The organism is Atopobium sp. BS2 (assembly GCF_000565075.1).
GTDB lineage: Bacteria > Actinomycetota > Coriobacteriia > Coriobacteriales > Atopobiaceae > Lancefieldella.
This window is the reverse complement of the sequence record NZ_JDFG01000033.1, coordinates 85688-110742: the sequence shown is the minus strand read 5'-3', so window position 1 is coordinate 110742 and position 25055 is coordinate 85688. Positions and strand designations below refer to the sequence as shown.

Below are 25055 nucleotides of genomic sequence, written 5' to 3'. Positions count from 1 at the left end.
TCTACCGGCTTCCTTCCCTTTTGTGCGTTATGTGCGGAGTTTACTTGGCCTTTGCACAGGCAGCCATAGCAACAGAGCCAATGTAGTTGACTGGGTTGGTAAAGTTTGGCTGGAACAGAAGGTCAACAGCTGCAAGGTTGTCGATGGTCATACCAGCAGCAATAGCCACAGAAACAACGTTTGCTGCCTGAGCAACATCGTCATGTGTCGAGAAGAACTGTGCGCCCTTGATAAGGCGAGTCTCTGGATCCCAGACAAGCGTTGCGGTAACAGGCTCGGTGGTCAGCATAAACTCAGGACGGTAGTTCTCGGTGATGGAGACGGAATCATACTCGTAGCCACGAACCTTGCCACCCTCAACGGTGAGGCCTGCTGCAGCCATGGAGTAGTTGTAGAGCTGAACTGCACTGGAAGCCTGAGTACCTGCATAAGCAGCGGTTGGCTCAAGCATGTTAGGACCAACGTGCAGACCCTGGCGGACAGCGTTGGTTGCCAGAGGAATGTAGTCCTCTTTACCAGTGACGTTGAAGATGATGGAAGCAGAGTCACCAGCTGCGAAGACGCCAGGTTCGCTGGTGCGCATGTACTCGTCAACCTTGATAGCGCCGTTTGGAAGCATCTCAAGCTGGCCGTCAAAAAGGTCAGTACGAGGCAGGAAGCCAATGCCCAGAATTGCGTAATCTGCAGTGTAGGAGCCCTTATCGGTAACAACGGTGACGGAATCGCCATTGTCCTCAAAGCTCATGACCTTCTCGCCAAGTGCAAGCGTGACGCCGTGCTCCTTGTAAGCAGCCTCAACCTGATCGGTGATTGCCTTGTCAAAGTTCTTAGCAAGAACGCGAGGAAGCATGTCGATGAGAGTGACTGCCTTCTGACGCTCGGAGAGCTGCTCTGCAAGCTCGGCACCAATGTAGCCAGCGCCGATGACAATGGCGGACTTGGACTCTGCCATAGTGTCGTGAATACGGCGTCCGTCAGCCCAGTTCTTGCACTGAAGAACGCGAGGTCCGTCAATACCAGGTAGTGGTGGAACAATTGGTTTAGAGCCGGTGGTGACTACGAGGTAGTCGAAGTCATCCTCAAAGGTCTCGCCCGTCTTGAGATCCTCCCAAGCAACGTGCTTGGTCTTAACGTCTGCGGAAGTGACGTTGGTGGTCATGTGAACGTGAGCGCCAGCCTCTGCAAGGGCTTCTGGAGAGCTGTAGAACATCTTGTTTGGATCGCTTACGTGGTCACCTACCCAAAGAGCAATGCCGCAAGACAGGAAGGAAACCGTGTCATTGCGCTCAAAGACGTGAACCTCCCAATCTGGGTGTGCGCCCAGGATTGAAGAAGTGGCAAAAACGCCTGCATGGGTACAACCGATAACTGCAACTTTAGCCATAGAAACCCCTCTGTTAAATGCTACTAATGACTAACATTAATTGTTACTTCGACAGTGGCATTATGCCACATTCTGTTATCGAGAAGAGCGTCATTCTTGAACGTTCTTTAATAAATCGAATATTTGGAGTTCGTGAAGCAATTTGGTTATAAGAAAGGCGTCTATCAAATCTGATAGACGCCTTGACCTTACAATTCCTTGTATATTTCTTTTCCAATGCGATTTACCACACCCACAACAAGAGCATTTCCCATACAGAATGCACGATTATTGTCGCTCATTCCTGTATTAGTCCAACCCTTAGGAAAACCCTGTAGCTGGTCAAGCTCATCTGGGACAAGCCTGCGATACCTCTCGCCTATTTTAATGATGTGTTTAAAGCGAGAAGGACTTGTTCCCCCCTCTCCTGTAAGAATTGTTCTTGAAGGATTAGTGAGAAGATCCGGGAATGCCATAGAACCTTCAGAGTAGAAGTAGGTTTGACCTGTGTACTTATTGATGCGTTCTTCTCTCTTAGAACTTTTAAGCTTTTCCCATCGCTCCAGCTGAGAATCATCAACAAAGAAGTTATCAGGGATTTCGCTTTCTGGAGAAAGAACATCCCCCAGTGTTTTAAATTGACCCTTATAAACCTCTTCAACTTTACAGGTAATAACACGGTTATCTACCATCACACCGGCATCTAAAAACGGAGATGTTTTAGATCCCTCAGAATTAAAGTCTTTTGTGGCAACAAACGGATCTTTAGGAATATCAACATAAGAGATATTGCCCACTGGATTAAAAGGAAATGCTCGAGACATAATTCCTGAAGTTAAGCGTTCTGAAAGCTCCCAATTAGCATTTCTACGCGCGAGAATATAGACACGTTTTCTTCTTTGTGAAAAGCCGTATGCTGCACTATTTACCACACGCCATTCAACGCAATATCCAAGGCTCGCAAGACAGCTAAGAATAATTGCAAAATCTCTACCACGCTGAGATGCTGGGCTTTTAAGGAGACGATCAACGTTTTCTAAAAGACACCACTCCGCATTTTTAGGAGATTTATCTAGTTGAATTTTTAGGAATTTGTAGATGTCCCACCATAGAACACCCTTTTTTCCCTCAATACCTCCCGACTGAGATAAAGGTTTAGCAACCGAGTAATCCTGACAAGGAAATCCACCTACGACCATATCGACCGAAGGAATATCGCGTAGACCCTGCTCATACTCATTAAGAACTTTATTAATGTCCTCATTTACGACTGAATCATTGCCAAAATGAGTCCTATAACAATTTGCGGCAAACTGTCTTGTAGGAGATCCTGGTGGTTCCCACTGATTTGCCCATATAGTTTTAAACGTTCCCGCTTTTGGCAGGTTATTAGCTTTATTAGAAGAGTCTTTATAACCCTCTAAGCCAAGTCTAAATCCACCGACTCCCGCAAAGAGCTCGGCTACAGTAATTGCTTTGGCCACGTTTCTCCTATCGCTGCTGTGGACCAATTTTGTGTTTACTATACTAACCGATCAACCGGACAAAAAGTCAGTCTAATTCAGATAGCCAAGAAGATCAACTTAATCTTTAAGGGATAACCCTTCAGATATTTCTTTTGAAAGATAAGAGCTATTCAACCAAAAACACTTTTTAACCTCAGGTTTTCCATATGGTTGAGGTTTTGTATCAAGCTTGTTTCTGGCATGAGGTCTTACATGACAACATTTATTTTCAGACGCCTTGACACTTATATCAGCTCGTCCAGCTTTAATATTCTTTTGCATCTGAAGGTAGCATTGTTCCGCAAATAGTAAATCAGAGTCAGGCATTTGCCAGAGCAAAATATTTGAGAGAACAAAATCCCCCGCTGAGTTTTCTCTATAAATTACAAATAGATATTTACATAAAAGATCGTGATATAAATCAGATTCTTCAAATGGTTCTTCAGCAACTTTAAAGTAATCAAAGACTTTAAAGCTTACAGATTCTTTTGGTACTCCATTTGATTTAAGCCTCATCGTTTTAGGCTTAATACCAGCCTTTTCAAACTCTTCAATTTTCTGGTCTTCAGCAATACCTAGGATATGTTTAGTGATACGTGCACATTTATCTTTCGATTTACTTATATTGAACTCAGCTGCAAGCTGATCTTCCGTTTTTCCAAAATACGGTTTAAACCTTTTATACAAAAGATCGATAAGCGAAAGTTTTTGCTCAGATTCGTTTCTTTTAATCTGAGATACTCCGTTACCTAGCATCTGTTTTTCTATGGTAGTCATATAAGATGCTTTAAATGCCCAGGCACGAGGCTTAGCTAGAACATTTGAATAAGGCTGTGTAGTTCTAACTGAACTATTGGCAGCTTTTGTACACGCTTCTAGATATAGAGTATCTGACCCAGAAATATCCTCAGCATGACCAGACTGGATCTTGGCAACAACTGTTTCCCAGTCTTGTTTAATTTGAGCATAATCCTCAATAGGAATATTCCATTTGTTTGCCAAAATTACCTTGTAATCAATAGGGTTAGCGCCTTTTTCATATTTGTAGGCCATCAATAAAATATTTGAAGACTTCCCTAGAAAATGACTATCTTCAAATGTCTCATTAACTATTTTGTTGTAGTCAATCATGGTGATGACAAGGCGTTCTTTAGCTACCAAATCACCTTTTTTATTCTCTTTCATGGGGGTTGTTTTTAATTCAAGTCCCACTTCGGCAAAATCAGGATTTGAATCACTGTTGATTGGATACTTAAAATACAGTTCTTCAACTGCATTTCCAAAGGCACCGCGACGTTTTTTATGGTCAGCAAGAACTTCAACGTCGGTTACTTCACGAAGTGAATGGCCAACAAGCTTAGAAGCATATTCAATAATAGATTGCTCATCAGAGATGTCGTAATCAATATTTGAGTTATTCATACTCCCCCAATCAACATAAAAAATATTGTGCTATTACCCTCCAGAAATAGCCATACTCATTTGACTTTCCAATATTTTTCACGATCAAAAAACGCCTCCCAGCGCATAGCTAGGAGGCGTTTTAAGGAAAGGACTAGAGGGGTTTCTCGCCAATTAGGCAAGCATCTGAGCAAGATCCTCGGAAGCATCGCCGATTGGGCCAATACCGTAGTTCTCAACAAGAATGTTAAGGACGTTAGGGCTGACAAATGCAGGAAGGGTTGGTCCAAGCTTGATGTTCTTGATGCCAAGGTGCAGCAGGGTCAGAAGGACGCATACTGCCTTCTGCTCGTACCAAGACAGGACAAAGCTCAGTGGCAGGTCGTTAACACCGCAGTCGAATGCATTTGCAAGAGCAGTTGCAATCTGAACAGCACCGTAAGCGTCGTTGCACTGACCAACGTCAAGAATACGAGGGATGCCACCAATGGTGCCCAGGTCAAGGTCGTTGAAGCGGAACTTACCGCAAGCAACGGTGAGGACAACGGAGTCTGCAGGAGTCTGCTCAACAAACTCGGTGTAGTAGTTACGACCAGGGCGAGCGCCGTCACAGCCGCCAACAACAAAGAAGTGCTTGATAGCGCCCTGCTTAACAGCATCGATGATCTTATCGGCAATGCCAAGAACGGCACCGTGGCTAAAGCCGGTGGTTACCTTGTGGCCACCGTTGATACCGGTGAGCTCCTGAGCCTCAGCGTATCCGCCAAGCTCCTGAGCCTGCTTGATAACAGCACTGAAGTCCTTCTTACCGTTAGCGTCCTCGTCAATGTGGACGAGCTCTGGGAAAGCAACAAGCTCAGTAGTGTAGACGCGGTCCTTGTAGCTAGGACGAGGTGGCATGAGGCAGTTAGTGGTGAAGACAACAGGAGCTGGAATGTCCTTGAACTCCTTCTGCTGGTTCTGCCATGCGGTACCAAAGTTGCCCTTGAGCTGTGGATACTTCTTGAGCTCTGGATAACCGTGAGCTGGGAGCATCTCGCCGTGGGTGTAAACGTTAACGCCAGTGCCCTCGGTCTGCTCAAGGATCATCTTGAGGTCAAGAAGGTCGTGGCCGGAAACAACAATGAAGGGACCAGGCTCAATAGTCAGAGGAACCTCAGTTGGAACTGGAGTGCCATAAGCGCCGGTATTTGCGCTGTCGAGAAGAGCCATACACTTGAGGTTGACCTCGCCTACCTCAAGAGTAAGAGGCAGCAAAACGTCAACGGAGGACTCGGTAGCAAGAGCTGCAAGAGCCTTTACAAAGAAAGCGTCAACTGCGTCATCAGTCTTGCCAAGAACGCGAGCGTGGTAAGCATACGCAGCCATACCGCGGATACCAAAGAGAATGAGGGACTTGAGAGATCTAATGTCCTCGTTGTCGGACCAAACGCCGCCAAGTGGAAGATCCTCAACAGGCTCTACGCCAGCCTCTGCAGCTAGACGGTTCTTCTCGTCACGAACCTGAGCAGTAATTGCGTCAACCGCACCCTTGTCAAAGTTGACGTTAGTGATGCAGGTAAACAGACCGTCGACGATCAGCTGATCTGCGCGGTTAGAACGCTTGCCAGCAGCAAGCTCGGTGCGAGAAAGGCCAACCAGAGCGCCGGTGAGCTCGTCCTGAGCAAACGCAACGTCAAAAGGCTTGCCGCAAACGCCAGCAGCTCCGGTACATGCAGTACAAGCAGCAGTCTGCTCGCACTGGAAACAGAACATCTTGTTATCCACTATTTTTCCTCTCCATAAAACCCTATAGCGAGAAGAGATTTGCTCTTCTGGGTTTCATGATTGCAGGAATGTGGAATAGTGTATGTTGTAATTACAACAAAACGATTCTTGTAGAGAAATTTTTGGAGCGTTGATGAACGTACAAGATATTAAGCCTTCGTTTTTGCTCAATACGGTGGTGTTTAAGGGTGTAAAGCCAGAGCAGCTTGAGGCTTTGCTGAAGCATCTACGTGCGACGGTGCGTACTTATGAGCCTGGAGAGATTATTCTATGTGCTGGTGATAAAGCTCATCAGTTTGGCATCGTTGTCTCCGGCGCTATTCATGTTGAGGGATCAGATGCGCAGGGCAACATCTCTGTAATGGGAGCCTTCCATACAGGAGAAACCTTTGGAGAGGCATATGCAGCTCTTGGAAACGTGCCACTCTTGACCTCGGTAGTTGCCACGGAGACGTCTGCAATTCTGCTGCTTGACCTACGACAGATTACTACCAGAACGTGTGATATCTGCGGCGGCGTGGATATTATCACCAGAAACCTTATGGCTTCTATTGCACAGAAAAACATCATGCTGAGTCGTCGCATTCAAGATGCTGCTCCAAAGAGTATACGTGGCAAATTGATGGCGTACCTGAACACTCGCTCGCAAGCTGCGGGTTCGTCGGAGTTTGATATACCCTACAATCGCCAACAACTTGCTGATTATCTTGGTGTAGATAGAAGCGCCTTAAGCGCGGTAATATCTTCTCTATGTAAAGAAGGCGTCTTTGAAGTAAAGCGAAGCCACTTCAAACTTTTATACAGCATTTCGGCCTAAGGAGGCTTTATGGCAGAGATTTATTTAGCAGGTGGATGCTTCTGGGGACTTGAAGAGTACTTCTCCAGAATTAATGGCGTCACCGCAACTACCGTTGGCTATGCAAACGGTAAAACTTTGGATACTAACTATCAAGAGGTGAAGGCAACAGATCACGCAGAAACAGTGCATGTCACTTACGATGAGACCGTTGTAAGTCTCTATGACATTCTGCGTTACTACTTTAGGGTTATTGATCCCCTCTCAGTAAATAAGCAAGGCAACGACGTTGGTAGACAGTATCGCACAGGTATCTATTACACCAACGATGCTGACCTGCTTGTCATTGATCGCATTATGTCTGAACAAGAATCTCTTTTTGGTCAGAAGCTTGCCGTTGAGGTTGAGCCACTAGATAACTACGTACTTGCTGAGGAATATCATCAGGACTACTTGAAGAAGAACCCAGGTGGTTATTGCCACATCAATGTTGATGACGCATATAAGCCGCTTGCGTAAGCCGCTTAGCTTACGTTAAGAGGCGCCGTTGATGGATGGGATTTCAAAAACTATGTACTTGAAACTATGTTCTATAGGTACATATCCGAAAACATAACGGATTACATCAATAAGGGTGAATATGAAGTTTTTATTAATTAAAAGCAGCATAAAGGACATCAAAGCAACCCTCGGAAGGGTGCCTATCACTTTAAGGCCCAGCCTGGTTTATATAATTCTTATATATGTGTCAATAATTCCGATGCGGGTGCTACATTTCCCTGCTAGATCGATAGGAAGGATGATTCAGTTCGGGTTTCCTATACTTATGTATTTCATCCTAGCCCCGGTACTGGCAGCAATGAGCATCAGACAAGAAGACTTATCAAGGAGGAACCTTCCTGCCTTGATTGTAGCTGGCGTGATGCTGTTTTTATGTATTCCAATCAGCCGATTAGCGTACTTCTCCTTTTGGGAGAACCAGTATTTCACTTTTTGGGCCATTGTTGTAACTGTAGTTCCTTTTGTTGTGACTGTTGTGGCGACCTTAATAAAGATTATTAATAAAGATTAAAGTCGCCACAACAAAGGTGCAGTAGTTAGCGGCTAAAGATGAAGCTAGCTAGCGCTTTGCAGCAGGCGGTTATCACGTCTGAATCCGGAGCTTCAGATGCAAGCGGATCACGAAATTTGCGTCACTCCATGTCGTATTATCATCGAACTCGGTAGCTGCGTTCCCTTCTTGTTTGGCACCTACACTCCATGCGATTTCCTTGAAGCGGTTAGCCAGGCGCGCCTTATCGGTGTAGTAACTGCCCAGAAAGTTAGACAGGATGTGAGTAACTACTTTTTGACCTCGTAGTGACTCTTTACGGTAAACGTAATAACGTAGGTCTTTCGATACGACTCTGGTGCAGAAGTGAGAATTGCGCAGTCAGTCAGATTGTAGTTTGTTGGGTGAGCAAGGGCTTGGTCAACAGTGTTGCCAATCTCTTCTGCAGACTCAAGTACCTGAGCCCTCTGAGCTGCATCGATAGTTGCTTTTCTCATCAAATCAAACTGGTCTGCTGTACCCTCAATGCGAATAATGATTGGCCAGAGACTGTCTTTATCAACCTGCGTAGTAATTTGCAGATCTGGATACAGGCTGTTATCAAAGTTGAATCCATCAGGAATATGATAGGTGCCATAGCCGGTTGCGTTTGAATTGTTTGATGAGGAGCTAGAGGAGCTAGAAGAATCCTCTTTTTTCTCGTCTTTCTTTTCTTCTTTTTGTTCTGACGTGGTGGATTTAGTCTGGTCTTGTTTGTTTTCTGTTTGTGAGCAGCCAGACAAAATGCCCACACTCAAGGCTGACGTTACCAGTAGTACAAAAATTGCAGTAAAGAACTTGCTCATGTTAGAGCTACGCTTCATTTGACCTCCATTAAACGGAACGTGCCAACTACTAGGAACTCACTGCGATTGTACCCAGCAAATAGTGCCATTTAACTGGGAGAATATTTCACAAGATAAAATAATGTTTCATCTTTTTATGCTTCCCAAAGAAAGCGCTTCATATCAACTTTGTCGTTGTCTAGAAACCGCACGCCCTCTGATTCAAGAAGCTCTCGTTGAGCATCAGGTCCACCAAATGCAAAACCAGGAGCAAGCGAGCCGTCTTTGAAGACCACTCGATGGCACGGCACACCGCCAGCCACTCCAGGACTTTGATGCATAGCAAATCCCACATAGCGAGCTTTTCTTGGCTCCCCTATCATGCGAGCTATCTGCCCATACGTGCCAACCCTACCCTCAGGAATTTGCTTGACCACTGAAAACGCACGCTGAAAGAAGTTGTCCATATCTCGCTCACTCTATCTTCACGGTTACCGGGAATTGCTTGCTCATTTTATGTTGGAATGCTATCGTATCAAAAGCAAACGGGTGGTGGCGCAGCTTGGTAGCGCACTTGACTGGGGGTCAAGGGGTCGCTGGTTCAAATCCAGTCCACCCGACCAGAATTTCTCGCCAGGAGTATTCCTGGCTTTTTATTATCTAAACAGGGCGAGAAACCCTATGTACAAGCGGCAAAATCAAGTGGCAAAATCAAGCAGCAAAAAGCGGTCGGCTGCTTAAAACAACCGACCGCATATCTAGTGTGTGAGCCTTGCTAGGCGTTAGTACCTTCAAACTGACTCTCATACAGCTTGGCGTAGAAGCCGCCCTTAGCTAAAAGCTCATCATGGGTGCCGCGTTCAAGAATTGAGCCGTCCTTGAGGACAAGAATGCAATCTGCACCTTGGATGGTCGAGAGCCTGTGAGCAACAACCAGTGAAGTTCTGCCATTCATGATGGTGTCAAACGCCTTTTGTACCAGCTGTTCTGTTCGCGTATCAATGCTTGAAGTCGCCTCGTCCAGAAGCAGAATAGGTGGATTGGCAAGCATAACGCGAGCAATGCAGAGAAGCTGCTGCTGGCCCTGAGATAAAGATCCGCCAGACTCTCCTACCATGGTGTCGTAACCCTGAGAAAGCTGCTGGATAAACTCGTGTGCCTGAGCCTTTTGAGCTGCAGCGATAATCTCTTCATCGGTGGCGTCTGGCTTTGCATAACGGATATTCTCTTTGATGGTTCCCTTAAAGAGCCACGTATCCTGTAGCACCATGCCAAACTGCTCTCTAAGCGATGCACGGGTGAGCTTTTGCGTGTTATGACCGTCTACATAAATTGCGCCAGAATCAATGCTATAGAACCTGAGTAGCAGGTTAATAAGGGTGGTCTTGCCGCAGCCAGTTGGGCCAACAAGAGCAATCTTCTGGCCAGGCTCTGCCCTGAATGAGATGTGGTTGAGCAGCGGGTGCTTGGAATCATAGGAGAACGCCACGTCATCAAACTCAATGGTGCCTTGTGGATTCTGGATGGCTTCAGCGTCTACTGGATCAGGCTTGATTTCCTTTGCGTCGAGAAGATCAAAGACTCGACGAGCGCTTGCATAGGCTGTCTGAACCTGTGTAACAACGGCAGAAATGGCGTTAAAAGGCTTCATGTACTGGTTGGCATACGAGAGGAAGCTCTGTACCTGACCAATGGTAAGCACAGAAGGAACGCCCGTCAAAACGCAAATGCAGCCAAGTCCAGCTACCAGTGCATAAATGAAGTTGTTTACCAGACGCGTAGAAGGGTTAGAGAGCGAAGAGGCAAACTGCGCACGCTCTCCTACTACACGGAGCTTCTCGTTAATAGCTTCAAACTGCTCAATAATGGCATCTTTGTGGGCAAAAGCAGTAATGAGTTCCTGGTTGGAGACCATTTCTTCTGCGTATCCGCCTAGCTGGCCCTGATAGCCCTGCTGCTTGCTAAAAGATGAGCTTGCGTATTTGGTAATGGCGGAAGCAACAATAATAGAGAGCGGCGTAGCTAGAGCAACCACAAGGCCCATAGGAATCGACATATAGAACATGAAGCATAAGGTTCCAATAATGGTCACCATGCCCGTAAGGAACTGCGTCAGGCCCTGCTGAAGGCCGTCACCCAGCTGATCAACATCGTTAACTACCCTAGAGAGCAAGTCTCCCTGAGAATGCGTGTCAATGTATGAGAGTGGTAAGTTTGCAACCTTGGCGTGAGATGCGTCTCTGAGATCGCGTGTAACCAGGTAGGTAAGCTTATTGGTAGACCAAGAAGCTAGCCACTGCGTAGCACTTGCAAGCAAAACTACCAGTGAGAGCTGAGCGAGCGTAGGCAAAAGTGCTGCCTCGGCGCCCTGGACCAGCCTGATGAGCTGGTCGATGGCACTACCCACAATGATGGGTACCCAGAGCTGCAGAATAACGGTTGCAATAGATGACACAGACGCCAGAACCAGAAAACCTCTGTGAGGAGAAATCCATGCAGCTAGTCGGCGTGTGACTTCTGCTGCGGATATGGAGATAGCGTCAGCGGAGCCGCCTTTGCCGCGCTCAGGAGCGCTTGATGCAATAGCGGAGGTGCTTCCGCCAGAATACATATCGGCCATTACTCCACCTCCTCAGGACGAAGCTGCGAGAGACAAATCTCTTTATACAGAGGGCACGTGGCGAGAAGTTCTTTGTGCGTTCCCAGTCCCACTTGTTTGCCATGATCAAGAACAAGGATCTTGTCTGCCTGCATAACTGCAGCTACACGCTGCGAAATAATGATGCTCGTAGTGGTTGCACTAAGCTTGCGAAGTGCCGCTCGGAGGTGTGCATCCGTAGCAAAATCAAGTGCAGAGGCAGCGTCATCCAAGATGACAATGCGCGGGCTTCCTACCAGAGCACGAGCAATGGTCAAGCGCTGGCGCTGACCACCCGAGAAGTTCTTGCCGCCACGCTCAACAATGCTGTCAAGCTGATCGGGTTTCTCGCGCACAAAGTCTGCTGCTTGAGCAACCTCAAGAGCTGTCCAAAGCTCCTCGTCTGTGGCGTTTGGATTTTTCCAGCACAGGTTTGTGCGAATGGTGCCGCTGACCAGTGAGGTGTGCTGCGGAACAAAGCCAATGAGAGCGCGAAGTTGCTCAAACGTATAGGCCTTGACGTTGTTGCCAAAGACGCTTACAGAACCGGTCTCCGTATCAAAAAGACGCGGGATGAGGGCAGCAAAACTGGACTTACCAGAACCTGTACCGCCGATGATGCCCAGCGTCTGGCCAGCCTGCAGCATGAGGTTGATACCAGAAAGAGCAGGTTCTCCCCCGCCGTCGTAGACAAGTGAGGCGTCTTTGAATGCCACAGCGGTGCCAGTAAAGTCGGACTCAGTGAGGTTGATTTGCCTGTTTCCCTTATCAGAGAGCACTGGTCTAGTGTTCAGGACTTCCATCACGCGAGTAGCAGACGCAGTTCCGCGTGTAATGATAATAACCAGGTTAGCAACGTAGCCAATAGCTAAAAGCGCACTGGTCATATAGCTGACAAGTGCCACCACGGTTCCTTGCGATAGAGTACCTGCAGTAATCTGAGGAGCCGCAAGCCAAAGCGTTGCGGCAATTCCAAGGTACATAACAAGGAAGGTTGCAGGGTTCAGTAGAGCCGAATAATTTGCAGCATCAGTTGCTGTTTCTGTCTGAGCAAGAACTGCCTCGGAGAATTGTTCCTTCTCTTCTGACTCATGCCTAAAGGCCCTAATAACACGAATACCAGAAAGCATTTGTCGCATATATAAAGAAACGGTATCAAGGCGCTTCTGCAGCTCAGTAAAGAGTGCGGTAGATTTACGTGCAACAAAAAAGAAAATAGCGGCTACTAGCACGGTTGCCAGTAAAAAGACCATACCAAGCTGAGTATCAAGCATAAGAGTGGCAATAATGGAACCGGCCGCTAAGATTGGCCACCTCACCAGCTGTCGAATGCCTAGAGCAACGGTTACCTGAACCTGATTAACATCGTTGATAAGACGGGTTACCAGCGTATCTGTTCCCAGTGCAGAAATATCGGCACTTGAGAGCTCTTGAATCTTCTTAAACAGCTCATTGCGCAGGTCAGTTCCCGTGCGCTGAGAAACAATAGAAGCAATTTTCTGACAGACAAGCGTAAAACTAAAACCCACAATTGCGATTACGACTAGCAAAATACCGTAGCGAATAATGTCATACATGTTTGCCCCGTGAATTCCGAGGTCAATCATGCGCGCAATAATCAAAGGTGTAAGAAGGTCACCAATGACCTCAACACCTTTACAAAGCAAGGCAACAAAACTCTTGGGACTATACTTTGGCCATACGAATCTAGAGAGCAACTCTCCCATTTACGCTTCACCAAGTTTCTCTGCTAGCTTCAACCACTCGTCTTCCAGCTCCATCAGCGCCGCTTCTGCGTCATCAAGCTGCTGCTGCAACTCCATCAAACGCTGCGCGTCTGTGGCATCAGCGGAGCTCATCTGCTTCCTAATCTGTCCAGGTAGCTCCTGAGCTTTGCCCATGCGACGCTCAATCGAATCAAAGCGCTTCTTAAGCTCGCGACGCTCAGCGTTACTCAGCACCGCACCCTCCTGGCGAGAAGACCCGTCTACTTGCGGCTCATTTGTATCTGAACTGCCGCGTGCATCCGACAACTCCCCCGCTCTTCTCGCCGTTTGCTTTGCAACATCAACAAGCTTGAGGTACTCGTCAACGCCGCCAGGAACGTGGCGAATGTGGCCGTCTATGAGGGCATATTGGTCGTCGGTAACGCGCTCAATCAAGAAGCGATCATGGCTTACAACAAGAAGCGTTCCAGGCCATGAGTCCAGTAGGTCTTCTAGGACAGCCAGCATATCCGTGTCCAGATCGTTACCTGGCTCGTCCAGTACCAGCACGTTTGGCTCTTCCAGAAGAACGCACAGGAGCGCCAGACGTCTGCGCTGACCTCCGGAGAGGTCTTGCAAGCGATTGGTAAACTCTCGACGGTCAAAACCAAGGCTTTCAAGCAGCTGCGTAGGACTTTGCATCTTGCCGTTTACCAGGTAACTTGTCTTGTACTGGCTCAAAAGCTCAAGTACCGTCCAGGTCTCTTTAGTGGCAAACGTATCAATCTGCTGAGAAAGCCATCCAAATTTGACAGACTTTCCTACCTTTACCAGGCCAGATGTTGGTTGTAGTTGCTGAGTCATCAACTCAAGAAGCGTTGATTTACCAGCGCCGTTTTCGCCTAAGATGCCATAACGGTCGCCAGGGCCAATGAGCCACTCAACATGCTTGATAACGTCTACCTGGGAGTTTGAAGCATCTGCCTGCATATTTGGATCTGCGTCCGCAGCCGTCGCGACGTTCTTATAGGCAAATGAGACATCATGCATCTCAATGACTTGCTTGCCTAACCTAGAAACCGCCATACGCTTAAGCTCAAGCGTGTTTCTAAGTGGTGGATCTTCGGCTAGAAGCTCCATGGCGGCATCAATCCTAAACTTAGGCTTTGACGTACGAGCTTTTGCTCCGTGAGCAAGCCAGTTGAGCTCTTTTCTCAGCGTGTTCTGACGACGTTCTTCCATTACTGCTGCCTGTCTATCACGCTCAACTCGAGCTTGAATGTAGGCAGAATAGCCGCCGTCAAACGGGTCAATTACCCCATCATGGACTTCCCACATGTAATCACAGACCTCGTCCAAAAACCAACGATCGTGGGTGACCAGAATGAGCGCTCCATTTCCTTCTGACCAGCGATTCTTTAGGTGATTGGCAAGCCACTGAATGGCGTGAAGATCTAGGTGGTTGGTTGGCTCGTCGATAAGCATTAAGTCCCAGGTGCCTACCAGCAATCGAGCCAAGTCGCAGCGTCTACGTTGACCTCCGGAGAGCTCTCCTACCAGGCCGTTCCAGTCAAGATCTCCAATGAGCTCATCAATAATCTTACGAACGCGCGCGTCAGATGCCCACTCGTACTCTGGCGTATCACCTACAACAGCGCTACAAACGGTTTGCGTATCAGAAAGTGAATCACTTTGGCCCATATAGCCTACTTGGATGCCACTTCTCCAGATTACGTTGCCAGAATCGGGCTCAATTCTATGGGCGATAAGATCTAAGAGGGTTGATTTGCCGTCACCGTTTTTGCCAACAACACCAATACGGTCACCCTCATTAACGCCAATGGTTTGATTGGTAAGAACCTTCTTACCAGGCCATTCCATAGAGATTTGTTCGCAACCTACCAGAATTCCCACTAGTTATCACCTAAAAAAGAACGAAGTAATGCAATTTCTTCTCCCCAACCAGAAAGCTCAGAATGAGGAGTTTCCAAAATCATGGGAAGCGTGTTGATGCGCGGATTAGTTACCACAGCGCGGAATGTTTCTAAGCCAATGAAGCCCTTGCCAATCTGTTCATGTCTATCTTTATGAGCTCCAAGAGGATTCTTTGAGTCATTAAGGTGCAAGGCTTTTAGCTTTTCTAAACCAACTATCTGGTCAAATGTATCTAGAACCTCATCAAGATTTTCTACAATCTCATAACCGCCATCATGAACATGGCAGGTATCAAGGCACACACCCATAAGTTCTGGATGGTTTACCTTATTTAGAATTGCAGCAATCTCTTCAAACGTTTTGCCAACTTCAGTGCCTTTACCAGCCATAGTTTCAAGAAGCACGGTGGTGTGCTGGCCTTCAAAAAGGCAATCGTTGAGCGCACTTGAAATCTGCTCAATTGCCACGTCAGAGCCTTGGCCCACATGGCTACCAGGATGGAAATTGTAATAATTACCAGGTAGATGCTCCATACGCTCAAGATCTTCTGCAAGCGCTCGACGAGCAAAATCCTTGGTCTCCTCTTTTGCGGAGCATAGATTCATGGTGTAAGGAGCGTGTGCAACCAAAGGGCCAAAGTGATTAACCTCAAGGAGCTCACGTAGCTTTGCAACATCACCCTCATCTAAAGCTTTAGCGTTGCCGCCACGAGGATTTCTGGTAAAGAAAGCAAAGGTAGTTGCTCCAATAGAAAGAGCATCTTTACCCATTGCCTCCCAGCCTTTGCTCGCCGAGAGATGGCATCCAATAAAAAGTTCTTCTGGCTGCACGCTATGCACGCTCCTCAAGCATCTTGGAAACACGGTCCAAAAGCTCCGAAGCTACATCTTCTAGCGGCAAAGTCTCAAGCTGTTCTACACCTTGAGGAGTCACAAAAGCCACGCGGTCTGTGTCTGAACCAAAGGTTGAATCTGGTCTAGAAACATCATTTGCCACAATCATGGAGCAACCTTTACGTTCAAGTTTAGCTTGAGCATGCTCCAAGACGTTATTTGTCTCGGCTGCAAAACCTACAACAACCTGGTCTTTCTTTGCCTTAGCTAGGCTGGCGAGAATATCGGTGGTTTCTTTAAGGTCAATAGACTCAAGATACTCTGATGATTTCTTGAGCTTATGATCTGCTGGATGAGCTGGGGTGTAGTCGGCAACAGCTGCCGTCAAAATAGCAGCATCAACGTTGTCAAAAGCGTCTACGCACGCCTTATACATATCTTCAGCAGATATTACCCTTTGCACGTTGACACCTTGAGGAGCATCCAAGTGCGTAGGACCAGAGATAAGTGTGACGTCTGCTCCACGACAAGCAGCAACTTTGGCTACGGTATAGCCAAGTTTTCCTGTTGAACAGTTGGCAATAAAGCGAACTGGATCGATCTTCTCGTGAGTTGGTCCTGCGGTGATAAGAATCTTTTTACCTGCAAGATCTTGCGTAACTGGCGCGGTATCTTTGCCGGAAAGAACCTTAAGTGCAGCGTCAACAATCTGCTGAACCGGAGCAAGCTTTCCGTCACCGGTATAACCGCAGGCAAGGCGACCTGAATCGGGCATAACCATCTGGATGCCGCGCTGACGCAGCAGTGCCACGTTTGCCTGAGTGGCTGGATTTTCCCACATGTGCGTATTCATAGCGGGAGCCACAAGAACTGGCGTATGAGCAGCTAAAAGCGTTGCGCTTGCAGCGTTATCAGCAATACCGTGAGCCATCTTAGCCATAATATTGGCGGTAGCTGGTACAACTACCAGGCAATCCGCCCAGTCAGCAAGGTCAACGTGGGCAACAGGAGTCTCAGTGTTGTTATAGAGCGACTGCACTACCTCATGATGCGTAAGGGCCTCAAAGGTAGTCTTTCCAACAAACTGAGCTGCATCTTCTGTCATAACAACACGAACGTCGCAGCCCGCTTTCTGAAGGCCTCTAAGCACTTCACAGGCTTTATATGCAGCAATGCCTCCGCACACCACAAGGCATACAGAGGGCTGAGCGGTTTTATCCAACATGGCAAGAAATTCCTTTATTCTTCAAACGCTGTAGAAGTAATAAGCATCCTATGGCAATAAGGGCATTCAGCAATCTCAGAGCTATGCTGAAGATCATGGAATGAACTTGGCTGCAGCTTGACGCGGCAAACACTTGGAACATTACCTACAAGGTGCTCAACTGCCAGGCCCTTAAAACGTTTACGTGCGGATTCGTAACGCTCAAGCGTATTTGCAGAAATCTGAGCTGCAAGTTCTTCTCGAGACTTAGAAAGCTCTACAATCTCTGCACGAAGAGCCGCAGAATCAATCTCAAGAGACTGAGAAAGGCTCTCGCGCTCCTTCATGAGCTTTACCTGCAAGTCTTGAGCTGTCTGGTAAGCCTTCTTGCACTTCTCAAGCTCTTCTGCTTTTGCTGCAAGCTTAAAATCGCACTTCTCGATATTCTTTGCCAAAGAAGAAAGCTGCTGGTCAAAGTCTCTAAGAGCACGATGATTGGTAGCAGTTTCTACAGCAGCAGAAACCTCTTCCGTCTTTTGAACATAGTGGGCGCGCTGCTCATTGAGGTCAGAAATATCAATTTCTACGTCTTTTTTAACGCCAAGTACCTGCTTAAGCTGAGAAGCAATCTTTTTCTCTGCAAGTTGGGCGTTTTTAATCTTTTGAACCTGGGGCATTGAGGCCAAGTTGGATGCGAGTTTTAGCAGCTGCAAATCAATATCCTGGAGCTGCATCAGATTAACAGACTCACTCATAGGGCCTCCTCATATACGGTTACTCATCTAGTCTACCGTAAATAAGGACGTATCAGACGCAGAACATAACTAATGTAGAGATTAGTATGTGAAAAATTTATCCAACAATCTGCAGCAATGTTGCACAGAATGCATCAAGGTTTGCCTCAGAAACGCGCTCGTCAAACGTAATGCGCAAGCTGCCCAGCGCCTCGTTTCTAGAGATTCCCATAGCCGAGAGAACATGACTTGCGTCAAGAGATCCTGAAGAGCACGCAGAGCCAGCCGAGACTTCAAAACCCGCCTGATCAAGCTTTAAGATAAGCGTCTCTGAATCCATTGAGGGAACCATAATGCTTACCGTGCCAGGCATGTGATCTTTGCCAGCGTAAGCCTCTGTAGTTGGCTTAATCTTGGGAGAAGCACAGAGAGTTTCATACACCTTATTAGCGCGCACAGAAACGCTCTCCTGCGTTTGTGTAAGGTTCTCCAGGCACCACTGAGCAGCAGCAGCAAAAGCGAGAGCACTCCTCACGTCCTGAGTGCCATGACGCCTACCAGACTCCTGTCCCCCGCCGTAACTCTGTGCCTTAAAGGGAACTTTGGAGCGCATAAGCACTGCAGCAATACCAAGAGGCCCACCAATTTTGTGAGCGGCAATAGTCAGGGCGTCTACGTCTGCCACCTCTAAAGGAATGCGACCAAATGCTTGAACCGCGTCAGTGTGGAAAAGCGCGCCCACCTTATGAGCAGCATGCGCAAGTTCTACAACTGGCTGAATAACGCCCGTCTCATTATTGGCATACATGACGGAAACAAGAGCTACTGACTGGTCTAAAAGACCCTCAAGGGCAGAAGCCTCAATCTTTCCCTGACGGTTAGGCTGAACAATTCTTACCTCAAAGCCCTTCTCGCGAAGAACTGGTGCTAGATCCAAAATAGAATCATGTTCAATTGCCGAGAAAACCACTGTGTTGCGCTTGTGGTCTTTGTTGCGAATGCCTTCTGCCATTCCAATGACAGAGAGGTTATTGCCCTCAGTGCCGCCAGAGCAAAAGACCACGTCAGGAGCCCTAAACTTGCCGCCCACTGCGCGTGCGATAACACTACGAGCACCATCAAGCTCTCGCGCCGCTTGACGACCAAGCGAGTGCAAAGAGTTTGGGTTCACCCCAGCAATAGGTGAAGCCTCATAGGTTTTCTCGGCATCTAGCGCTTCTGTGCGCATTGGTGCTGAAGCTGCATAGTCTAGGTAAACGTAATCCATAACGTGTTTCTGTTGATTCAATCTTGGTAGTCTGGCGTAACTAATGCTTGAGAGTGCAGTCTAGCCCTGAACGGTAAGCGCGGACTCACCAGCAGAGCGGATTGCCTCGATAGTTGCACCGCGGTCTTCCTGGCCAAACACGGCACTACCTGCAACAAGCATGTCAGCGCCAGCAGCTACAACATCAGCTGCGTTAGTTGCACTGATACCACCATCAACCTCAATTAGAGGGTTAACGTTGTGCTTACGGCAGAGCTCTCTGAGTGCCTTGAGCTTTTCAATTGAGTGAGGGATAAACTTCTGTCCACCAAAACCAGGGTTAACCGTCATGATAAGCACCAAATCAAGATCTTCAATAAGATCCTCAAGAACGCTTACAGGAGTTCCTGGGCAAAGTGAAATGCCAGCCTTAGCACCGGAATCCTTGATAAGGTGAACAAGACGATGAGCGTGAACCTCAGCCTCGTAGTGGAAGGTGACAACGTCAGCACCACGGTCCAGGAATAGAGGCGCAATCTCAGCTGGATTGGTAACCATCAGATGGACATCAATGGGCAGCTCAGAGGACTTTTTGCAGTACGAGAAAATATCTGGACCAAATGAAATATTAGGAACAAAATGACCATCCATCACGTCGTAATGGATGTAATCAGCGTTTGCAATTGAATCAAGCTCGCTCTTAAGCTTGGAGAAATCTGCAGATAGAACAGATGGTGCTACCAGGACGTTATTCATTAAACTCTCCTATCGAGTCATTCCATAAAATTCTTCATTAGGAAGGCGGTTAGTGAGGCGAGAAGTAATGTCTTCTGGCGTAGCGCCCTCATAAAGCACAGCGTGAACAGCTGAAGTGATAGGCATCTCAACGTTCATCTGCTGACCAAGCTCATAAAGACCAATGACGGCCTGAGCACCCTCAACAACCATGCCTGTTTCTTCCTGGTATGACTGGAGCGTCTTGCCCTTAACCAGGGCTTCTCCAAACGTTCTATTTCTAGAATGCTCGGAGGTGCAGGTAGCCACCAAGTCACCCATACCAGCAAGACCCATACAGGTGAGTGGATCTCCGCCAATAGCGCATACGACGCGACCAAGCTCTGCCAAGCCACGTGTCATAAGAGCGGCAAGAGCGTTATCGCCATTACCCAGGCCAACAGCAATACCACAGGCAATAGCTACAACGTTTTTAGCGGCAGCACACGCCTCAACACCACGAACGTCAGAGCTAATGTAGGTTCTGAAGTACGGACGAGAGAGCAGTGCCTGGAAACGCTTAGCAACCTCGGCATCTTCAGACGCTACAACTGCCGCAGAGATTCCCTGTTTAATAACCTCTTCTGCATGGTTTGGACCAGAAAGAACTGCGATTCTTGAAGGATTTCCCAGCTCGTCAGCAGCCACCTCATGCATGAGCTTGTGAGAGCCTGCCTCCATACCCTTGGAGAGAATCAAAACATCAACTTCAGGGTCAAGATATGGTGCGCAAGCAGCGCAAACTGAACGTAAAAACGCAGAAGGAGCCGCCATAACAACAGCATCTACACCGGTGAGAGCCTCAGCTTCACTAGTGGTAGACACAATATTGTGTGGAAGCTCAGAATCAGAAAGATGTCTGCAGTTGACGTGCTCGTTATTAATGGATTCGGTAACATCAGCCTCTCGAGACCAAATAATTACCTCATCAGAAGTTGAAGCAAGAAGTGTTGAAAGCGCGGTACCCCATGATCCCGAACCAATAACAGCAACTTTTTTCATGATTAGTTGTCCTTTTTCTTTTCGCCGAAAGAGAATTTAGACTCACTACCAGCATTAAGACGATTGATATTCTCGCGATGAGCCCAAATAACTGCCGCTGCTACAACAAAGACAGGAATGGTTGCCACAGGATCCATACCAAATAGCAGGCAGAATAGTGGAATGGCAACGGCCGCACCGATGGAGCCAAGCGATACGTACTTAGTTGGCACGGCAAGCGTAATAAACACCGCAAGAGCTACAAGAGCAGCAAGTGGATTTACTGCAAGGCCACCGCCAAATCCAACAGCAATTCCCTTACCGCCATGGAAATGAAGCCAAGGCGAGAAAATATGACCAAGAACGCAGCAGGCATACACAAAAGAAATGATGAGCTCAGCCTCTGCGTGATCATTTCCCGAGACCAGAGGAGTAAATCCCTGGGCTCCCAAGAACCAACGAACCAGCATGACGCTGACAATGCCCTTACCTGCATCGCAAAGAAGCGTAAGAATACCTGCGGCTTTACCAGCATTTCTTGCAACATTGGTGGTGCCAATGTTTCCTGATCCAAGTTTGCGAATATCTTCATGAGCCATAACACTTGCAATAATCAGGCCAAATGGAATGCCACCAAGGCCAAATGCAATTAGTCCAAAAATCAGAGCAACAACAATTCCAGGCATTAGTTAGACTCAACCTTCTTACGGAACTTCAAACGAATAGGTGTACCAATCAGAGAGAACTTCTCGCGAAGTCTGTTCTCAATAAAGCGCTCGTAGTTGTCATCAACAAGGTCTGGGGCGTTACACCAGAACGAGATAACAGGAGGTTTGGAGCCTGTCTGTGTAGCGTACTGAATCTTAAGACGGCGACCGCGGTCAGAAACCGTGTGTCCGCCTTCTCTAATCTGGGCGAGAAGCTCGTTGAGCTCGGAAGTCTTGAGCTGAAGTGCGCGGGATTCTGCAGCCGAAAGAGCAGCGGCAAGTACTTTATCAATAGCGCGACCAGTAAGAGCAGAAACGTTAATGGAAGCAATCCAAGGAGCAAAGGCCAGGCGCTTTGCTACAGAGACTGCTACCTCATCACGCTTTGCCTCAGAATCAATAAGATCCCACTTGTTAAGCAGGAGCACCAGAGCGCATCCACGCTCTACGGCCATGTTAGCAAGCTTTTGGTCCTGCTCGGTTACGCCAACAGAGGCGTCAACAACAAGAAGACAGACGTCAGCGCGGTCCATTGCCTGCAGGCCTCTGACCAGACTGTAATACTCAACGTCCTCGTGTACCTGGCTCTTTTTGCGAATACCAGCGGTATCAACAAGACGAATGGGAGTTCCCTTCCATTCAATCATGGTGTCAATAGCGTCACGCGTAGTACCAGCAACATCAGAAACAATAGAGCGTTTCTTGTTAGCCAGGCGGTTTGCCAGCGAAGACTTGCCCACATTAGGACGGCCAATAATTGCCAAGTTCAGAATGCCGTCATCTTCTGGCTCTTCGTCTACCTCTGGAAATGCGTTGACAATATCATCCAACAAGTCACCAGTACCGTGACCATGAGAGGCAGACAGAGGCAGAGGCTCTCCACAACCAAGTGCATAGAAGTCCCATAGACCGTCCTGCTCAGTTGCAGGGTTATCTTTCTTGTTGACAACCAAGAACACGGGCTTGTCGCTCTTGCGGACAATGCGTGCAACCTCTTCGTCTTCATCGGTAACGCCGGTAGAGCCGTCTACCACAAAGACAATAACGTCTGCTTCTTCGCATGCAAGAAGTGCCTGCTCACGAATGTGTGGAGCAAAGCGATCCTGCGACTTGATAGACTCAATACCGCCGGTATCAATGAGCTTAAACTCACGACCATTCCAGTCAGCATCGTGATATGAGCGGTCTCGGGTTACTCCCCTAGACTCGTGTACGATTGCATCGCGTTTCTCGGCAATTCTATTTACCAGTGTGGACTTACCAACATTTGGGCGTCCAACAATAGCAACAATGGGCTTAGCCATGTCTCACCTTTCATTCAGTTGGTTTAATAATACCAGCAATACGTGGCTAATCCCACTCTTTGAGCGCTTTAATGCACGACTTGGCAATGTTTGTGGGACCAGGAATTGACATGATGACTTTTGCTCCGCGTTCCTCTAGCTGCGCAGTTAAATCGGCTAGTGACATGCCATCAAGGGTGACCTTATCAAAGTTAAACATGACCTCAGGGAGCACTACAAGAACATCTGTGAGGTCTTCAGGTACCTGGGCGAGAAGATCAACGGCGCAGATAAGTCCTGTGACATTAACGTCTCCACCAAAGAAATCGTTTCGCACGGCAAAAGTAGAAACGTTGCCATCAGCCGACCAGCTGTCGCAGAAGGTCTGGATGGTTTGCTGAGCAGCTTCTCCTACAATCAGCAAAATCTTGCGAGAACGAGCAGAAAGATAGGTATCTGCCTCATCAAGAGCGGTACGCATAGTGCTACAGACCTCTTCAGCCTCATCGAGGAAGCTTCTGAGCATACCAATGCCGTCATAAAATTGCGGATAACCGTCATAGGTATACGCAGGTGGAATAGGTAGCTGGGCGTCTACGTAGAACTCGTCAGAGAGCTGGAAGCGCGTAATGCCCAAAGAAGCTCGTGCACGCTCCTGGTATGGTTCAACAATTTTGACTACAGAGCGGGATAGCTCTACGTCATCAGAATACGAATGAGTAAAGCGTTTGGAGTCTTTGGTATAGCCAAGGGGAACAATGGCCAACGAGGTAATCTGCTGATGAGCCTCTACCCAATCAAGCGTTTTATCAAGCTCTTCACCGTCATTGATGTTAGGACACAAAACAATCTGACCGTGGATCTCAATGCCAGCATCCATGAGTTTCTGAAGAACTTCAATGCCCCTAGCTGCACGAGCACCAATAAGATTCCGGCGAACATCAGGTGAGATTGCATGCAGAGAGACGTTCATAGGCTCAAGTTTATGAGAAATAATGCGTTCAACGTCCTCATCAGTGAGGTTAGTGAGCGTAACAAAATTACCCTGCAAAAAGCTCAGGCGGTAATCGTCGTCTCTAATGGAAAGCGAGGGGCGCATATCTTCTGGCAGCATAGCCATAAAGCAGAACTGGCACGCGTTTACGCAGGTCTTGATGCCATCAAAGAGCACATCAACAAAGTCAACGCCCCAGTCTTCTCCGGATTCACGTTCAAGCACACACTCATAGAGCGCGTCATCACCGGGAATAGAAACTTCAAGCTCACAGAGGGAGCCATCGGCCTCCCAACGCCAATCAATCAGATCTTTTGGCACTACACCATTGACCTTCTCGATAATCATGCCCGGCTCAAGGCCAGCCTTCCACGCAGGACTACCCTCTTCAACGGACTCAATCAGTGCGCCAAGTCCGCCAGATTTTGTATTTCCGTAGTCTGCGCGCTGTTCCATGTTAGGCGCCTACGATTTGTTCAATAGCTGATTTAACTGCGTTGATATGAGCCTCTGGCGTCGAAGCACCGGCGGTAATGCCAATATGCTCTGCTCCCTCAAACCAAGAAGCCTCTAGCTCATCTGCGCCTTCAATGTGATAGGTTGCGGGGCAATACAGCTTGGAAATCTCTGCTAAACGAGTGGTATTTGCAGAGATCCTGCCGCCAATGATAATCATGACGTCAGACTCTTTTGCAAGCCTCATGCACGAGTCCTGATGGCCCGCAGTAGCCTCGCAGATAGTATTCATGACGCGAAGCTCGTCAACAAGCGGAAGTACCGCGTTAACTACTTCAGAGAGCTTAGCGGCGCTCATGGTGGTCTGAACTACCAGGCCAACCTTCTTTGCAGCTCTCATGGCGTCTGCCTGAGCGGCAACTTCTTCTACAGAGTCAATAGCCAAAGAGCCTGGTACGTGAGCAAGCGTTGCCTCAACTTCAGGGTGTCCAGACTCTCCTACCACGTACACGGCATAGCCTTGCTTAGCGAGAAGTTCTGCTGCTCCGTGGGCCTTCTTTACAAACGGACAGGTTGCGTCAAGTACGTCAACACAGCCGTCCTTGGCAATCTGCTCTTCTTGAGGAGTTACACCATGAGTACGCAATAAAAGCGCACTTCCTTTAGCCGCAGAGGCAGAATCAACTACCTCTACGCCCTGGTCTTTAAGGGACGTGACAACACGAGGATTATGAATAAGCGGACCAAGCGTGCGCACGGGCGCATGAGCATCTTTGACGGCCTGCTGGACCATCTGAAGAGCTCTTTCTACGCCGTAACAAGCACCTGCTTCATCGGCAATTTTGATAGTAGGCACG

22 protein-coding genes, 1 tRNA gene and 1 pseudogene are annotated in these 25055 nt (G+C 47.8%); 5 read left to right on the top strand and 19 right to left on the bottom strand.

Annotated features, from left to right (window positions below):
• Positions 1-40: 40 nt before the first annotated feature.
• The 4 genes from HMPREF1492_RS04310 to hcp form a co-directional block, all read right to left on the bottom strand.
• Positions 41-1384, bottom strand: coding sequence for an FAD-dependent oxidoreductase (locus tag HMPREF1492_RS04310; RefSeq protein ID WP_035436258.1), 1344 nt, complete (start codon positions 1382-1384; stop codon positions 41-43).
• A 188-nt stretch (positions 1385-1572) separates the two neighbouring features.
• Positions 1573-2847 (bottom strand): DNA (cytosine-5-)-methyltransferase, encoded by a 1275-nt coding sequence (dcm, locus tag HMPREF1492_RS04305; protein WP_035436255.1) that lies wholly within the window; start codon positions 2845-2847, stop codon positions 1573-1575.
• A 99-nt stretch (positions 2848-2946) separates the two neighbouring features.
• Positions 2947-4290: a Sau3AI family type II restriction endonuclease gene (locus HMPREF1492_RS04300; protein ID WP_035436254.1), complete on the bottom strand. Its 1344-nt coding sequence runs from the start codon at positions 4288-4290 to the stop codon at positions 2947-2949.
• A 153-nt stretch (positions 4291-4443) separates the two neighbouring features.
• Positions 4444-6036 carry a hydroxylamine reductase gene (gene hcp, locus HMPREF1492_RS04295; protein ID WP_035431087.1) on the bottom strand — a complete coding sequence of 531 codons (1593 nt, stop codon included), beginning with the start codon at positions 6034-6036 and terminating at the stop codon, positions 4444-4446.
• Between the two features lie 133 nt (positions 6037-6169).
• Between hcp and HMPREF1492_RS04290 the strand changes: the two genes are divergently transcribed.
• The 4 genes and pseudogenes from HMPREF1492_RS04290 (at position 6170) to HMPREF1492_RS04280 (ending at position 7904) form a co-directional block, all read left to right on the top strand.
• A complete protein-coding gene (locus HMPREF1492_RS04290) occupies positions 6170-6853 on the top strand; it encodes a Crp/Fnr family transcriptional regulator (RefSeq protein WP_035436251.1) in 684 nt (227 codons plus the stop codon).
• Between the two features lie 9 nt (positions 6854-6862).
• Positions 6863-7351 (top strand): peptide-methionine (S)-S-oxide reductase MsrA, encoded by a 489-nt coding sequence (gene msrA, locus HMPREF1492_RS04285; RefSeq protein ID WP_035436248.1) that lies wholly within the window; start codon positions 6863-6865, stop codon positions 7349-7351.
• Positions 7352-7375: 24 nt separating this feature from the next.
• Positions 7376-7492: pseudogene (locus tag HMPREF1492_RS07905) on the top strand (hypothetical protein); the annotation flags it as partial.
• Complete coding sequence (locus HMPREF1492_RS04280; RefSeq protein ID WP_035436245.1) at positions 7473-7904, top strand: hypothetical protein; 432 nt, start codon at positions 7473-7475, stop codon at positions 7902-7904. The pseudogene HMPREF1492_RS07905 and the gene HMPREF1492_RS04280, both read left to right, overlap by 20 nt.
• A 269-nt stretch (positions 7905-8173) precedes the next feature.
• Here the strand turns inward: HMPREF1492_RS04280 and HMPREF1492_RS04275 are convergent, their stop codons facing one another.
• Entirely contained in the window at positions 8174-8746 is a 573-nt protein-coding gene (locus tag HMPREF1492_RS04275; RefSeq protein ID WP_035436242.1) for a hypothetical protein, read from the bottom strand.
• Positions 8747-8862: 116 nt separating this feature from the next.
• Entirely contained in the window at positions 8863-9174 is a 312-nt protein-coding gene (locus HMPREF1492_RS04270; RefSeq protein WP_035436239.1) for an MGMT family protein, read from the bottom strand.
• A gap of 79 nt (positions 9175-9253) precedes the next feature.
• Between HMPREF1492_RS04270 and HMPREF1492_RS04265 the strand changes: the two genes are divergently transcribed.
• Positions 9254-9330 (top strand) — tRNA-Pro (locus HMPREF1492_RS04265).
• A gap of 152 nt (positions 9331-9482) precedes the next feature.
• Here HMPREF1492_RS04265 and HMPREF1492_RS04260 read toward each other — a convergent pair.
• The 13 genes from HMPREF1492_RS04260 to ispH form a co-directional block, all read right to left on the bottom strand.
• A complete protein-coding gene (locus HMPREF1492_RS04260; protein ID WP_035436236.1) occupies positions 9483-11327 on the bottom strand; it encodes an ABC transporter ATP-binding protein in 1845 nt (614 codons plus the stop codon).
• Entirely contained in the window at positions 11327-13072 is a 1746-nt protein-coding gene (locus tag HMPREF1492_RS04255; protein WP_035436234.1) for an ABC transporter ATP-binding protein, read from the bottom strand. The genes HMPREF1492_RS04260 and HMPREF1492_RS04255 overlap by 1 nt, the downstream gene beginning before the upstream one ends.
• Entirely contained in the window at positions 13073-14965 is a 1893-nt protein-coding gene (locus HMPREF1492_RS04250) for an ABC-F family ATP-binding cassette domain-containing protein (RefSeq protein ID WP_035436231.1), read from the bottom strand. It lies immediately after the preceding gene.
• Positions 14965-15816, bottom strand: a complete 852-nt coding sequence (locus HMPREF1492_RS04245; RefSeq protein ID WP_035436228.1) for a deoxyribonuclease IV — start codon at positions 15814-15816, stop codon at positions 14965-14967. The genes HMPREF1492_RS04250 and HMPREF1492_RS04245 overlap by 1 nt, the downstream gene beginning before the upstream one ends.
• Before the next feature lies 1 nt (position 15817).
• Positions 15818-17044 (bottom strand): bifunctional phosphopantothenoylcysteine decarboxylase/phosphopantothenate--cysteine ligase CoaBC, encoded by a 1227-nt coding sequence (coaBC, locus tag HMPREF1492_RS04240; protein ID WP_035436226.1) that lies wholly within the window; start codon positions 17042-17044, stop codon positions 15818-15820.
• Positions 17045-17058: 14 nt separating this feature from the next.
• Positions 17059-17778 carry a zinc ribbon domain-containing protein gene (locus HMPREF1492_RS04235; RefSeq protein WP_035436223.1) on the bottom strand — a complete coding sequence of 240 codons (720 nt, stop codon included), beginning with the start codon at positions 17776-17778 and terminating at the stop codon, positions 17059-17061.
• A gap of 97 nt (positions 17779-17875) precedes the next feature.
• The gene (locus HMPREF1492_RS04230) at positions 17876-19024 is read right to left on the bottom strand and encodes a cysteine desulfurase family protein (protein WP_035436220.1); all 1149 of its coding nucleotides are present in this window, start codon (positions 19022-19024) and stop codon (positions 17876-17878) included.
• Positions 19025-19084: 60 nt separating this feature from the next.
• Positions 19085-19759 (bottom strand): ribulose-phosphate 3-epimerase, encoded by a 675-nt coding sequence (rpe, locus tag HMPREF1492_RS04225; RefSeq protein ID WP_035436217.1) that lies wholly within the window; start codon positions 19757-19759, stop codon positions 19085-19087.
• A gap of 9 nt (positions 19760-19768) precedes the next feature.
• Entirely contained in the window at positions 19769-20779 is a 1011-nt protein-coding gene (locus tag HMPREF1492_RS04220) for an NAD(P)H-dependent glycerol-3-phosphate dehydrogenase (protein ID WP_035436214.1), read from the bottom strand.
• A gap of 2 nt (positions 20780-20781) precedes the next feature.
• The gene (plsY, locus tag HMPREF1492_RS04215; RefSeq protein ID WP_035436211.1) at positions 20782-21444 is read right to left on the bottom strand and encodes a glycerol-3-phosphate 1-O-acyltransferase PlsY; all 663 of its coding nucleotides are present in this window, start codon (positions 21442-21444) and stop codon (positions 20782-20784) included.
• Positions 21444-22769 carry a ribosome biogenesis GTPase Der gene (der, locus tag HMPREF1492_RS04210; protein WP_035436208.1) on the bottom strand — a complete coding sequence of 442 codons (1326 nt, stop codon included), beginning with the start codon at positions 22767-22769 and terminating at the stop codon, positions 21444-21446. Before der ends, plsY begins: the two co-directional genes overlap by 1 nt.
• A 46-nt stretch (positions 22770-22815) precedes the next feature.
• Positions 22816-24198 (bottom strand): DUF512 domain-containing protein, encoded by a 1383-nt coding sequence (locus HMPREF1492_RS04205; protein WP_035436205.1) that lies wholly within the window; start codon positions 24196-24198, stop codon positions 22816-22818.
• 1 nt (position 24199) lies between these two features.
• The gene (gene ispH, locus HMPREF1492_RS04200; RefSeq protein ID WP_035436203.1) at positions 24200-25054 is read right to left on the bottom strand and encodes a 4-hydroxy-3-methylbut-2-enyl diphosphate reductase; all 855 of its coding nucleotides are present in this window, start codon (positions 25052-25054) and stop codon (positions 24200-24202) included.
• Position 25055 lies beyond the last annotated feature (1 nt).